Raw genomic sequence first — 13,407 nt, 5'->3', positions numbered from 1 at the left:
GGCATGGTCAGTCCAGCTCCGTGGCGCGGGTCTCTTCACGGGCTTCCACCAGCAGCCGCACGAAATCGGTGCCGCCGGTGCCCTTCGCCGTCCCGGACCGCTCGAACCGGCCGATGTAGCGGCCGGTCAGCCCGATGTGCTGGGCCCGCAGCTCGCTCACCGCGCGCACGCAGGCGTTGTAGGCGTCCGTCAACTGTGGACGGTCGCGGCGGCGCGCGGCGTAGCCGTGCACCGACGGGCCCGCTTCGAGATCGGTGAGGAACCGGCGGTGGGGGACCGGCATATGCTCGCGCATCCCGCGCAGGAACACCCCGGTCCGCTCGTGCGGATGCGGAATGCCCAGCCCGGCGTCGAAGGCCTGGATGAGGGAACTCTGCGCGGCGCTCGCGCCGGTCATCGTCCGCGGCTCGTCCCAGACGCCTTCGTAGACGACGCCCGGCGCGGGCCAGCCGGCGAGGAACGGCCGGACCCGGTGGTAGAAGGCGTGCGGATCGCACCACTTCTCCATGGCGAGGAACGCCCGGGTGGTCGTGGCGATGATCGGCTCGAGCGCGCGCAGTGCCGCGGTGAGGCGGTCCGCGTCGTCGGCCGCGACCGCGTGCTGTGCCGCGACGAGCAACGGCAGCGCGGGTGCCCCGGCGAGTTCGACGCCGACGGTGGCCAGGTAGAACCACTTCTCGTCGACGCCGCCGAGGAAGGTCACCTGCGTGTCGATGTTGGTCGGGCTCACCGGTTCGTCCGGCGCGAGCCGCCGCCAGTTGTTGACCACGGCGGAGTAGTGCGCGAGGACCGGCGGGCGGCCGAGCTCCTCGGCCAGCGCGCACCACGGAACGGCCAGCGCCGCCGGAAACCGTTCGGCGGCAAGGGGTTCCGCCCACATGTAGGCGTTGCCGAGGCACGACAGCAGCAGGAACGCGCGTTCGCGTTCGCCGGGGCCGTCGAGGTCGCCGGGCGCGAGTTCCGGCAGGGCGTCGACGGCGCCGCGCAGCCTGCCGGTCATGATCAGCGGGCCGAGGTCGCGGGCGATCCGCTCCCACGGCCGGTAGCGCGGCGCCAGCGCGGGCACCGGATCGGTACCGGGCACGAACCCGCGTTCGGCGTCGATGCCGTAGGACGCGAGGTCCCGCCCGACGGGCCGCGTGATCGTCTCGGTCATCTCGGTCCTTTCGTGGTCCTCCGCCGTCCACCTCAGCATCACCGCCGCACCGCCGCCGGGGGAACGGGCACCGGCACACTCTCGGGCGATATGGCAGTGTGATCGGCACAGTCCGGTCCGGATACTGGGAAACCGCTGGCCGGGGCCCGAAACGAGGAGAGCCGTGTCCACACCGCGCGACGTCGCAGCGCATCCGACCGCGGCCGAAATCGTCGACGCGCTGGGCCGTTCGGTGCTGCGGCTCGTCGTCGACGGGGGCGGCGGGCGGGCGATCCGCGAGGTGGCCATCCACGATCCGGCCGGCCCGTCCCGGCCGGGCAGCCTGCTGCTGGCCCCCGGCGTCACCGCCGAAGACCTGCCGGAACTGCTCGACGCCGTGGCCACGGCCGATCATCCGGCGATCGTCTGCCGGGCCCCGGTCCCGGCGGGCGCCGCGTTGCTCCGGGCGGCCCGCGAGCACGGCACGACGGTGCTCGAACTCGCCGCGGGCGCCGACTGGACCCGGCTGGCGGACGACGTGCGGGCCGTCGCCGCCGCGTGGTCGCCCGCCCGGCCGGACACCGCGGACGGACCGCCCGCCGACGACCTGTTCGCCTTGCTGGACGCGGCTTCCGTGCTCCTGGACGCGCCGATCGTGCTGGAGGACACCGCGCTCGCGGTGCTCGCGTGGTCGGGCAGGCAGGACGAGGCCGATCAGGAACGGGTGACCGGGATCCTCGAACGGCGTGCCCCGGGCTGGCTCGTCGACGCGCTGGAGGCCCGCGGCGATTTCGCGCGGCTGGCGGCGTCGGACGAGCCGTTGTTCCTCGGGCCGGCGTCGTCGCAGGCGAAGCCGAGGATGGCGGTCGCCGTGCGCTTCGGCGGCGAACTCCTCGGCTACCTCTGGGCCACGACCACCGGGGAACCGTTCGGGCCCGAACGCAGTGCCGACTTCACCGCCGTCGCCGGGGCGGTCGCGGCCTTTCTGCGCAGGCACGGCAAGGGAGACCGGCCCGCCACTCCCGACCTCGTCTCCGCGCTCCTGCACGGCGACGACCCGGACGAAGCCGCCCAGCGGCTCGGCGTCCGGAACGCGAAGCTGACCGTACTGGTGGCGCGGTCGGCAGCCGCGGTGGAGCCGGACGAATCCTGGGCGGAACGCCGCCGCGTGCTCGACCCGCTGACGTTGCACCTGGCGATCGGCCATCCCCGCGCGGTCACCACGTTCGACGGCAACGCCGCCTACGCGCTGCTGCCGTGGCCGTCCTCGATGACCGCGGCCGCCGCGGTCGCCGGGACGAAACGGCTCGCCGAAGGATTCGCGCGCCGGGCCGGCCGCGGCGGTGACCTCGTGCTGGCCGTCGGGAGCGTCGCCTCGTCGCCCGACGAGGTGGCCGCCGCGAAGGAGGAGGCCGACCTCGTCCTGCGTGCGCTGGCGGACCATCCGGCCGCGCCCGAGGTCGCCACGTTCACCGACATCCAGGCGACGTTCGCGCTGTCGGCCTCCGCGCGGGCGCTGGCCCGCGCCGGGCACCGCCTGCGCGGCCCGGTCGACGTGCTCGCCGGGCACGACGCCGAACAGCGCACGGAACTCGTGCCGACGCTCCGGGCCTACCTGGATCTCTTCGGGGACGTCAAACGCGCGGCGGACCGCGTTCACGTGCACCCCAACACCTTCCGGAACCGGTTGCACCGCATCCGCGAACTCACCGGCTTCGACGTCACGGATCCCGAGACGCGTTTCCTTGCCGAACTCGAGTTCCGCCTCCGGGATCTGCGGCCGCGGTGAGCTTTCCCGGCAAGGGAATCTTTACTTTTGCGCTGCCGCGCGTTAGACATGGACAGGTATTGGTCCAAACCATTCATGATGTGGTTGTTCAGGAAGGTCACCGCATGAAACTCACCTGGGGGCGCGCGCGAAGGGCCGCGATCGCGCTCGGCGCGGCCGTGGCGACGGCGTTGTCGCTGGCACCGGCGGCCGCGAGCGCGGACGCGCAGGCAGACGCCGAAGCGGCGTCGCGCAAGCCGGTGCTCGAAGCGTTCTGGGGCGGTTCCCCCTCGGCCGATCAGGTGCCGTGGGAGATGGTCAACACCATCAGCTACTTCTTCGCCTCGCCGGCGGGCGGGCACTGCGACAAGCCGAACGACAAGCAGCGCAAGGACATCCTGAGCCTGCAGGCGGTGAAACGCGCCCATCCCGGGCTGACCGTGCTGGTCTCCATCGGGGGCTGGGCCGCGCCGGGCTTCAGCGCGGGCGCGGCGACGGCCGAAAGCCGCCGCGCGTTCGTGTCGTCGTGCGTTGACAACTGGGTGCGGTCGTTCCCGGCCGGCCTGGTGGACGGCCTCGACGTCGACTGGGAGTTCCCGGTCTACGGCGGTCTGCCCGAGATCGGTTCTTCGCCCGCGGACAAGGAAAACCTGAATCACCTGCTGGTCGAGTTCCGGCAGCAGCTGAACAGCTACGCCCGCGAGGCGGGGCGGCGCCAGCCCATGAAGCTGTCGATCGACATCCCGGCGGGCCGCCGCCAGGACGACGGTACCGGCAAGAACGTCGGCGCCCCGTACGACCAGTCGAAGAGCTTCGACCTCAGGACCATCGGCAGGCTCGTCGACATCTTCAACCTGATGACCTACGACCTGTGCACCGGGTACGCGACGGTCTCGTGCTTCAACGACCCGCTGGTGAAGCGCCCGGACGATCCCAATGACCGGTACAACAACGACACCGGCGCGCTGGAGTACATGAAGGCGCACGGGGTGCCGGAGCACAAGATCGTGCTGGGCGTGCCGTTCTACGGCCGCTCGTTCACCGTCACCTCCGCCGCGAACGGTGGTCTGTACCAGCCCTACACGGCCACCGAGTTCCTCAACTACAAGGATCTCGTCGGCCCGAAGTGGATCGGCAACCCCGACTTCGTCCAGGGCTGGGACCCGATCGTCCGCTCGCCGTACCTGTGGAACGCGAAGACGAAGACCTGGGTCAACTACGCGAACCCGCGCTCGATCCAGGACCGGTCCCGGTTCGCCAGGAACAACGGCCTCAAGGGCATGATGATGTGGGAGATCGGCCTCGACGACCCGCAGCACAGCCTCCTCGCCGCGATGACCGGCCCCTGGCTCGACCGCTAGCGGCAAGTCCGTGAAGGCCTCCTTCACAGCCCTCAGCGCTGTGAAGGAGGCCTTCACGGCACTCGCCCGCTACGGCAGCGACTACATAGTCACGCGAGATCTCCGCCCAATCACGCGAGTTCCGCCCCCAAACACGCGAGATCGCCCGCTGATCACGCGACCCCACTCCGCCGAATGGCCGACCCACCGCCCGCGACGTCCATTGTGGACGTTACGGGCCGGTGCGACGAACGTCGTGTCCTCGCCCGTTTTGCGACCTTAGTCGGTACCGTCCCGGCTTCCGGGGGAGTGATGCTTTTTCCCGCTCCGTTCCCCTGTGCGGCCTTCTCGCCGCGGAATCGAGATGGAAAATGCGTCTGATCAGACTCGGGCTCGCCGTGGCCGGTGCTGCCCTCGCTCTCGCCGGAGTCGCCACCCCGGTCGCCGCCGCGGCGAGCGACCCCGCCGCCATGGAGCCGATGATCATCGGCGGCAGCCGGGCCACCAGCGGCCCCTGGGCCGCCCGGCTGTTCGTCAACGGCAGGCAGACCTGCACGTCGACCATCATCGCGCCGCAGTACATCCTGACCGCCAAGCACTGCGTGGCCGGTTCCGGGACCTACACGTTCCGGATCGGCAGCCTCGACCAGACCTCCGGTGGCACCATGGCCACCGGCTCCACCATCACCCGGAGCCCCTCGGCCGACCTCGCGATCGTGAAGCTGACCAGCTCGGTGAGCGCCACCTACTCGCCACTCGGCCAGTCCTCCGACGTGCGGGTCGGGCAGTCCGTCCAGGTGTACGGCTGGGGCGCCACCAGCCGCTGCGGCCAGGAGATCAACTGCCAGTCGCAGTATCTCAAGTACGCCAACGTAAGCGTCACCTCGGTTTCGTGCTCCGACTACGCCGGCGGCGTGGCGGTCTGCGCCCGCCGTGGTGACGGCATCACCGCGGGCGGCGACTCCGGTGGCCCGATGTTCGCCTCCGGCAAGCAGGTCGGCGTCGCCTCCACCAGCGACCGCTCCTCCACCACCGCCTACACCAACATCACCCGCTACCGCGACTGGATCCGGTCCGTCGCGGGCGTCTGATTCTCCGACGTCGGTCCGTGAAGGCCTCCTTCACAGCCTTGAGCGCTGTGATGGAGGCCTTCACGGCCTTCCGGATCCACAGTGGACAGACGCCGAGAACGGCGCGCCGTCGCCGAAGACCGCGTCGGCGAAGCGCTCGCCGATCCGCCGGTGGGAAGCGGTGTCCGGATGGAGCCGGTCCGGCAACGGCAACTCGGCGAAGTCCGCTTCGCCGTACAGCGTGAGTCCGTCGAGGTAGTGCAGGTTCGGGTCTTCGGCCGCCCGTTCCCCGACGACACGGGCGAGTTCGTCGCGGATGTAGGTGAGCGTCAGCCGCCCGGAACGGTCGCCGGGATCGCCGGTGGCCCGGAAAACGAGCGTCTCGCCGTCGAAGTCCACGGCGCCGGGGCCGGGCGTGTCCTCGTGGATGGGGCACAGGATCGGGGACACCACCAGTAGCGGGGTGGCCGGATGCCCGTCCCGGATGGTGTCGAGGAAACCGTGGACCGCGGGGGAGAACGCGCGCGGGCGCAGCAGATCGGCGTTGACCAGGTTGATGCCGATCTTGAGGCTGATCAGGTCCGCGGGCGCGTCGCGGATGGCGCGCGCGGTGAACGGATCGAGGAGCGCGTTGCCCCGCAGGCTCAGGTTGACCAGGTCGACGCCGGCGCGGGCGGCGGCGATCGAGGGCCAGGCCGCGGTCGGGCCGTCGGCGTTGGCACCGTGGCTGATCGAACTGCCGTGGTGCAGCCACGTCCGGCGGCCGCGATCGGGAACCAGCTCGACCGGCGCGTCGGTGCGCAACGCGATCAGCTCGGTGATCTCGTTGTGCGGCAACCAGATTTCGACGTCCTTCAGGTGCCCCGGCAGGCCCGCGAACCGGGCCGTTCCCGGCTCCCCGGGACGGGTGACCGCGGACCGGGTGGCCATGTCGAGGACGTGGACGTTGCCGCCGGGCACCGTCGCCACGCCCGCCGGGCGGCCGTCGACGAGGAGGTCGTACCGGCCCTCCGGCGGCGCGGGCATCCCCTGGTAGCTGCTTTTCGTGGGCAGTACGTCCAGTTCGACGGCGGTGGCCCTGGTGCGGAAGACCAGCCGCACACCGGTGGGCTGGGCCGCCACCATCGCCAGATACCCGTCGGGAAAGCGCTTCCTCGCCGACGCCGGCAACCGGTGTGGCAGCACGCCGTGTCCGGTGCGCTCCAGTTCGAGCGCACCGGACACGAGGCCGGCGCCGATCGGGGTGGTGATCCAGCCGGTCATGCGGTGACCTTGGCCAGGAACGCGGCGAGCTTCGTCTTGGCCCGGTCGATCTGCTCCTCCAGCGTCAGGGATTCGCGGATCCGCTCACCGGACGCGACCTTCTTCTTGCCGCGCAGGTAGAGCGAACACGCCAGATCGGTGCAGAAGTACGATCCGACCGAGTTGCCCTGCTGGCCTTCCTTGCCCGTCTTGCGCGCCGTCATCAGCGAAACGCCGCCGCCCGAATGCGTGGTCAGGCACAGCGAGCAGAGGTTGCTCCTGGCGATCCCGGCGGGCGGGGTGGCCCGGCGCAGCGCGACACCGACCAACTCGTCGCCGGACTCGGTGACCAGGTAGGCGCGGTCCGGCGCGGCGGGGTCCCGCCAGCCGAGGAAGTCCAGATCGTCCCACGGCCAGGTGGCGAGATCCCGGGGCACGGCCAGCCGCTTCGCCTCGCCCTTGCTGCAGTTGACGAACGACGCGCGGATCTCGCGCTCGGTAACGGGTCTCATGCTGGCAAGCTAACCCTTCCTAGGATCCCTAGGCAAATGGTTTAATGCTCTAGGGAACGAAAGGGTGACGCATGGCACGTGCGGGGGTGACCGCCGAACGCCTGACCAGGGCGGCGGCGGACCTGGCCGACGAGATCGGCTTCGAGAACGTGACCGTCTCCGCGCTCGCGCGCGGTTTCGGTGTGAAGGACGCGAGCCTGTACTCGCACATCAGGAACGCGCGGGACCTGAAGACACGAGTGGCGGCACTGGCGCTGAACGAGCTGGCCGACAAGGCCGCCGACGCGCTGGCGGGGCGTGCGGGAAAAGCGGCGCTCGTGGCGTTCGCGAACGCCTACCGCGACTACGCGAAGAAGCATCCGGGGAGATACGCCGCGATGCAGTACGACCTCGACGAGAAGTCGGCGGACCCTGCCGCCGCGCGCAGGCACGCGGAGCTGACCCGGGCGATCCTGCGCGGCTACGCGCTTTCCGAGCCCGACCAGACGGACGCGGTGCGGCTGCTGCACAGCACGTTCCACGGTTACGTGAGCTTGGAGCGCGCGGGCGGGTTCCGGCACACCTCGCGCGGGGCGGACGCGTCGTGGACGCGGGCTCTGGACGCCCTCGACGCCGTCCTCGAAAACTGGCCGTCCCCGTGACCGGCCTCAGTGCGTTCGCGCGACGGACCGGAGGTCATCGTGGGCGCGCACATAAGCGGCGACCCGGATCCGCAGCCCGCGGAGATGGGGCAGGGAAATGGCGAAGGCGCGGCCGGGCCGGTAACCGGGGTCGGCGCCCGCCTGCCCGCACGGACCGCTGATGTACACGAATTCGTCGTCGACGTCGTACCAGGGCTCCGACCACAGTTCGGTGTCGTCGGCGCCGGAATCGGCCTGGCAGGCCCTGGCGTGCCAGTAGTTCGGCGACCGCATCGCCTCGGCCAGCGCCACGGCGAATCCGGGGAGGTCGGCCTCCGGCATGGCGAGACCGTGCCCGCTCCACACGCGGGGCAGGCGGTATTCGGGATGGGCTTGGTCGGCCTCCGGGGCACGGCGGAAGGTCACGGCGTTGCCGGCGACCTCGGCGATCCAGGGGTACATCGCCCGGGTGGAAATCACGAACATGGCAGGTTTCACTCCGTTCGGCAGCGGGGGCACGGCGTGAAACTGTCCGCCGGATTTTTCGGGGGAAATCGGCGGCAGCATCGTCGCTAGAGGGGGAGAGCTACAAGTCTTCTATTCTGCCGTGCGCACGGTGGTCACGGGAAGTACTCCCAGTACTCGGATGATCGCTCCGTGTTCGCCGCGACACCGGCCGTCCACGAGGAGCCCGGTTCGCAAAGGATGGGAAGGTTGGCGCGCAACTTGCGCCGCCCACTACCCTGGGTACCGAGCCGAGAGGCGCTGCAACGGGCGAAGGCCCGCCACGCTCGGCTCGCACCATCATCCGCAAGGGCGCCTCCCTGTAACGGGAGGTGGGCTGTGGCCGCGACGGGCGAGACGGCATTGCGGGAGCTTCTGGACCAGCGCGTGGTGGTGCTGGACGGCGCGTGGGGCACGATGCTCCAGAACGCGGGGCTGACCCCGGCCGACTACCGCGGCGACCGCTTCACCGAGCACCCCAAGGACGTCACCGGCGACCCGGACCTGCTCAATCTCACCCGGCCGGACGTGGTCCTCGACGTGCACCGCCAGTATCTCGCCGCGGGTGCGGACGTCACCACCACCAACACCTTCACCGCCACCAGCATCGGCCAGGCCGACTACGGGCTGGAATCGCTGGTCCGCGAGATGAACCTGCGCGCCGCCGAGCTGGCGCGCCAGGCCGCGGACGAGTTCGGCGGCCGGTTCGTCGCCGGGTCGATCGGGCCGCTCAACGTCACGCTTTCCTTGTCCCCGAAAGTGGAAGACCCCGCGTACCGGGCAGTGTCCTTCGACGAGGTGTACGCCGCGTACGCCGAGCAGATCCAGGCGCTGGCCGACGGCGGTGTCGACCTGCTGCTCGTCGAGACCATCTTCGACACGCTCAACGCGAAGGCGGCGATCGCGGCCGCCCGCGAGGTCGCCCCGCACCTGCCGCTGTGGATCTCCGTGACGATCGTCGACCTGAGCGGGCGCACGCTGTCCGGGCAGACCGTCGAGGCGTTCTGGCGCTCGATCGAGCACGCCGCGCCGCTGGTCGTCGGCGTGAACTGCTCGCTGGGCGCCGAGGAGATGCGGCCGCACATCGCCGAACTGTCCCGGCTCGCGGGCACCTACACCGCCTGTCACCCGAACGCGGGCCTGCCGAACGCGTTCGGCGGCTACGACCAGACGCCGGAGGAGACCGGAAGGCTGCTCGGCGACTTCGCCGCGTCCGGGATGGCGAACATCGTGGGCGGCTGCTGCGGCACCACCCCGGACCACATCGCCGAGATCGCGAAGGCGGTGCGCGGCGCGGCTCCCCGGCCGGTGCCGGTGCCGGCCGCGCGGACCCGGTTCAGCGGCCTCGAACCGTGGGAGATCGGCGAGGACACCGGGTTCGCGATGATCGGGGAGCGGACCAACGTCACCGGCTCGGCGCGGTTCCGCAAGCTCATCGAGGCGGGCGATCACCAGGCCGCCGTGGACGTCGCGCTGGAGCAGGTCCGTGGCGGCGCCAACGTGCTCGACGTCAACATGGACGCCGATCTGCTCGACAGCGAGCAGGCGATGACCACGTTCCTGAACCTGATCGCGACCGAGCCCGAGGTGGCCCGTATCCCGATCATGATCGACAGTTCCAAGTGGACGGTCCTGGAAGCCGGGCTCAAATGCGTGCAGGGCAAGGGAATCGTCAACTCGATCAGCCTGAAGGAGGGCGAGGAGCAGTTCCTGGAGCACGCGCGGCGCGTCCGTGACTACGGCGCGGGCGTGGTGGTCATGGCCTTCGACGAGCGGGGCCAGGCCGACACCGCCGACCGCAAGGTCGAGATCTGCGCCCGTGCCTACGATCTGCTCACCCAGCGGGCCGGGTTCGCGGGCGAGGACATCATCTTCGACCCGAACGTGCTCGCGGTCGCCACCGGCATCTCCGAGCACAACGGCTACGCCAAGGCGTTCATCGACGCGCTGCCGCGGATCAAGGAGCGGTGTCCCGGCGCGCACACGAGCGGCGGCATCTCGAACCTGTCGTTCTCCTTCCGCGGCAACAACGTCGTGCGCGAGGCGATGCACTCCGCGTTCCTCTTCCACGCCGTGAAGGCCGGGCTGGACATGGGCATCGTCAACGCCGGGCAGCTCGCGGTGTACCAGGACATTCCCGCCGACCTGCTCGAACTCGTCGAGGACGTGCTGTTCGACCGGCGGCCGGACGCCACCGACAGGCTGGTCTCCTTCGCCGAGACGGTCAGCGGGCGGGGTACCCGCCGCGAGGTGGACCTGTCGTGGCGCGAGGCGCCGGTGGCGGAGCGGCTCTCGCACGCGCTCGTGCACGGCATCGTCGACTTCATCGAGGAGGACACCGAGGAAGCCCGGCAGGCCATGGCGCGCCCCCTCGAAGTGATCGAAGGCCCGCTCATGGACGGGATGAAGATCGTCGGCGACCTGTTCGGCTCGGGCAAGATGTTCCTGCCGCAGGTGGTCAAGAGCGCGCGCGTGATGAAGCGTTCCGTCGCCTACCTCGAGCCGTTCATGGAGGAGGAGAAGGAACAGGCCCGGCTCGCGGGCAACGTCGTTTCCGGGCACGGCAACGGAAAGATCGTGCTCGCGACGGTGAAGGGCGACGTGCACGACATCGGCAAGAACATCGTCGGCGTCGTGCTGGGCTGCAACAACTACGAGGTCATCGACCTCGGGGTGATGGTCCCGGCCGGGAAGATCCTCGACACCGCGATCGCCGAGGGCGCCGACGCGGTCGGGCTGTCCGGGCTGATCACCCCGTCCCTGGACGAAATGGTCAACGTGGCCACGGAAATGGCGCGGCGCGGGCTGAAACTGCCGCTGCTGATCGGCGGCGCCACTACCTCGCGGCAGCACACCGCCGTGCGGATCGCCCCGGCCTACGACGGGACGACGGTGCACGTGCTCGACGCGTCGCGCGTGGTGGGTGTCGTCTCGGATCTGCTCGACCCCGAGCGGGCCGAGGCGCTCGCGGTGGCCAACCGCGACGAGCAGGAACGCCTGCGCGAGCAGCACGCGAACCGGCAACAGCGCCCCCTGCTGACCCTGGAACAGGCGCGCGCGAATCCCGAGCGCGTCTCGTTCGACGACGTCCCGACGCCCGCGTTCACCGGGCTGCGGGTCGTCCGGCCCGGCCTGGCCGAACTGCGCGAGATGATCGACTGGCAGTTCTTCTTCCTGGCCTGGGAACTGAAGGGCAAGTACCCGGCCATCCTGGACCAGCCGGTCGCCCGTGAGCTGTACGACGAAGCGAACGTTCTGCTCGACGAGATCGTCGAAAAGGAGCTTTTCCGGGCCGAGGGCGCCTATGCCTTCTGGCCCGCGCAAGCCAAGGGCGACGACATCCTGCTCGAGAACGGCGTCGAGTTCCCGATGTTGCGTCAGCAGACCGAAAAGCCCACGGGCAGGCCGAACCGCTGCCTCGCGGACTACGTCGCGCCCGAGGGCGATCACCTCGGCGGCTTCGCGGTGGCCATCCACGGCGCCGAAGACCTCGCCGCCGGCTACGAGGCCGAGCACGACGACTACCGCGCGATCATGGTGAAAGCGCTGGCGGATCGCCTCGCGGAAGCGTTCGCCGAGTACCTCCACCTGAAGGCCCGCCGCGACTGGTTCGAGCCCGGCGCCGAACCCGCGCTCGAAGACCTGCACGCCGAGCGGTTCCGCGGCATCCGCCCGGCGCTGGGCTACCCGGCGAGCCCCGACCACAGCCTCAAGCGGCAGCTGTTCGACCTGCTCGACGCCGAATCGATCGGGATGGGCCTGACGACGTCGTTCGCGATGACCCCGGCGGCCAGCGTCAGCGGGCTGATCTTCGCGCATCCGGATTCGCGCTATTTCACCGTGGGACGGCTCGGCCGCGACCAGATCGAGGACTACGCGCGGCGGCGCGGTCTCGACGTTGCCGAGATCGAGCACTGGCTGCGGCCCAACCTCGCCTACGAACCCGAGGGCGGCGTGAGCTGATCCGCGGCGTCACCCGATAACGAGCCGCACGCCATCATGCGCTTCCGAGGCCGGGATAACGCGTGAACCCCGGTGAGAGATCGTCAGAACATAGGAAGGTAGTCCATCCGGTACGTCGCGCACGGCGAAGCTCAGTACACACCCCGTGACGAACGGCGCCGCGGGGAGTCCTGCGAGCGGTGCCGACATGGTCGTCACCGCGGTGAGAGTGGTGCCCAGTGAACCGGTCGCCAGGATCTGCCCGGTTCCGTTCGCGACCACCACGGCGGTGCCCGGAGTCAGGTCGGAGAAGCCACCTCCGCCGCGGCACGATGTTCCGTCGTAACCGATCGAGCCGGCCAGATTGTTGTTGATGGTCACCGAACCGCGGAGCGTGAAGGTCGCCGGGGCTGGCTGACCACCAGCCGACGACGCATGAGGCCGTTTGACTACGGCGATGTAAACGGCGAGACCGCTGAGAAGCGCGGCCACGACCACGGCGAGCACAGCGAAGCTTTTGAGTGACATGGGTCTGTTCCTTTGCCGATCGCACAGTCGTCGGCATGAGCGCTGAACCCGTTACATGGTCCTGGTAGTCGCGTAGGCGTATCAGGAGGTTGCGGGAGACCGGTTTCGCCGAAGTGCGCCACCGGCGTTCCCCGTAGTTGCCGGACGAGGCATTCGGCGAATTCGTCCGGCTCGCTGGCGACCGGGGCGAGGACACCGGCGACCCAGCCGGTCGAGACCGGCAGGCCCAGCATGTCAGCGAGAAGCCGGGCGGTCCGCGCGGCCGGAATGTGCTGATACGTCGGCAGATAGACCGCCAGTGCGGTCACGTTCGGCCCGTAGCACGCTGACGTGTTTGCGTCTTCCGCTCCCGGCCCGTGCGCGCGATCTTGATCACCGAGCCACACAAACCACCCCTGGCCCTGGTCAGCACCGACCTGACCACTCCCACCGCCACCATCATCGAACGCTACGCCTCGCGATGGTCCGTCGAGGTCGCCTTCGCCGACGCCAAGCACACCACTGGTGCCGGAGAGGCCCGCAACCGCACCGAAAAAGCCGTCCAGCGCACCGCTCCGCTCGCCATGATCGCCCAGAGTCTCGTCATCATCTGGTACCACCTCGCCGGCCACTCACCCCTCGTCACAGCAGAACACCGAGCCCGCGCACCCTGGTACACAACGAAAAACACCCCAGCTACCACGACATGGTCACCAAACTCCGCCGCGTCCTCATTGCAGCCCAATATCGTGCCGACCCGACCCAAC

12 protein-coding genes and 1 riboswitch are annotated in these 13,407 nt (G+C 70.0%); of the genes, 5 read left to right on the top strand and 7 right to left on the bottom strand.

The genetic code is table 11. The features are described 5' to 3' along the window. Nucleotides 1–7: 7 nt before the first annotated feature. Nucleotides 8–1,156, bottom strand: a complete 1,149-nt coding sequence (locus ACFWX1_RS29770; protein WP_378392885.1) for an indoleamine 2,3-dioxygenase — start codon at nt 1,154–1,156, stop codon at nt 8–10. 163 nt (nt 1,157–1,319) lie between these two features. Between ACFWX1_RS29770 and ACFWX1_RS29765 the strand changes: the two genes are divergently transcribed. From ACFWX1_RS29765 to ACFWX1_RS29755, 3 genes are all read left to right on the top strand, one after another. Next, nucleotides 1,320–2,924 carry a PucR family transcriptional regulator gene (locus ACFWX1_RS29765; RefSeq protein WP_378392883.1) on the top strand — a complete coding sequence of 535 codons (1,605 nt, stop codon included), beginning with the start codon at nt 1,320–1,322 and terminating at the stop codon, nt 2,922–2,924. A gap of 104 nt (nt 2,925–3,028) precedes the next feature. Continuing rightward, nucleotides 3,029–4,264 carry a glycoside hydrolase family 18 protein gene (locus tag ACFWX1_RS29760; RefSeq protein ID WP_378392881.1) on the top strand — a complete coding sequence of 412 codons (1,236 nt, stop codon included), beginning with the start codon at nt 3,029–3,031 and terminating at the stop codon, nt 4,262–4,264. 350 nt (nt 4,265–4,614) lie between these two features. After that, nucleotides 4,615–5,334, top strand: coding sequence for a S1 family peptidase (locus ACFWX1_RS29755; RefSeq protein WP_378325522.1), 720 nt, complete (start codon nt 4,615–4,617; stop codon nt 5,332–5,334). Between the two features lie 60 nt (nt 5,335–5,394). Here the strand turns inward: ACFWX1_RS29755 and ACFWX1_RS29750 are convergent, their stop codons facing one another. Together ACFWX1_RS29750 and ACFWX1_RS29745 are read right to left on the bottom strand one after the other, a co-directional pair. Then, nucleotides 5,395–6,576, bottom strand: coding sequence for a GDSL-type esterase/lipase family protein (locus ACFWX1_RS29750; protein ID WP_378392879.1), 1,182 nt, complete (start codon nt 6,574–6,576; stop codon nt 5,395–5,397). After that, nucleotides 6,573–7,067, bottom strand: a complete 495-nt coding sequence (locus tag ACFWX1_RS29745; RefSeq protein WP_378392877.1) for an FBP domain-containing protein — start codon at nt 7,065–7,067, stop codon at nt 6,573–6,575. The genes ACFWX1_RS29750 and ACFWX1_RS29745 overlap by 4 nt, the downstream gene beginning before the upstream one ends. A gap of 71 nt (nt 7,068–7,138) precedes the next feature. On the opposite strand from ACFWX1_RS29745, the gene ACFWX1_RS29740 reads away from it, so the two are divergent. After that, nucleotides 7,139–7,708: a TetR/AcrR family transcriptional regulator gene (locus tag ACFWX1_RS29740; RefSeq protein ID WP_378392875.1), complete on the top strand. Its 570-nt coding sequence runs from the start codon at nt 7,139–7,141 to the stop codon at nt 7,706–7,708. 6 nt (nt 7,709–7,714) lie between these two features. Here the strand turns inward: ACFWX1_RS29740 and ACFWX1_RS29735 are convergent, their stop codons facing one another. Further along, nucleotides 7,715–8,173 (bottom strand): hypothetical protein, encoded by a 459-nt coding sequence (locus ACFWX1_RS29735; protein WP_378392874.1) that lies wholly within the window; start codon nt 8,171–8,173, stop codon nt 7,715–7,717. Between the two features lie 265 nt (nt 8,174–8,438). Then, nucleotides 8,439–8,516, top strand: a riboswitch (S-adenosyl-L-homocysteine riboswitch). A 14-nt stretch (nt 8,517–8,530) separates the two neighbouring features. Here ACFWX1_RS29735 and metH point away from each other — a divergent pair. Then, a complete protein-coding gene (gene metH / locus ACFWX1_RS29730) occupies nt 8,531–12,154 on the top strand; it encodes a methionine synthase (protein WP_378392872.1) in 3,624 nt (1,207 codons plus the stop codon). A 9-nt stretch (nt 12,155–12,163) separates the two neighbouring features. Here metH and ACFWX1_RS29725 read toward each other — a convergent pair whose 3' ends face one another. From ACFWX1_RS29725 to ACFWX1_RS29715, 3 genes are all read right to left on the bottom strand, one after another. Continuing rightward, on the bottom strand, nt 12,164–12,661 hold the full coding sequence (locus tag ACFWX1_RS29725; protein WP_378392915.1) for a hypothetical protein: 498 nt from the start codon (nt 12,659–12,661) through the stop codon (nt 12,164–12,166). Next, nucleotides 12,583–13,047, bottom strand: a complete 465-nt coding sequence (locus tag ACFWX1_RS29720; protein ID WP_378392911.1) for a transposase — start codon at nt 13,045–13,047, stop codon at nt 12,583–12,585. Before ACFWX1_RS29720 ends, ACFWX1_RS29725 begins: the two co-directional genes overlap by 79 nt. A 62-nt stretch (nt 13,048–13,109) precedes the next feature. Next, nucleotides 13,110–13,250: a hypothetical protein gene (locus tag ACFWX1_RS29715; RefSeq protein ID WP_378392913.1), complete on the bottom strand. Its 141-nt coding sequence runs from the start codon at nt 13,248–13,250 to the stop codon at nt 13,110–13,112. Nucleotides 13,251–13,407 lie beyond the last annotated feature (157 nt).

Origin of the sequence: Amycolatopsis sp. NPDC059021 (assembly GCF_042739895.1) — a bacterium.
Taxonomy (GTDB): Bacteria; Actinomycetota; Actinomycetes; order Mycobacteriales; family Pseudonocardiaceae; genus Amycolatopsis.
This window is presented reverse-complemented; position numbering and strand designations above follow the sequence as displayed.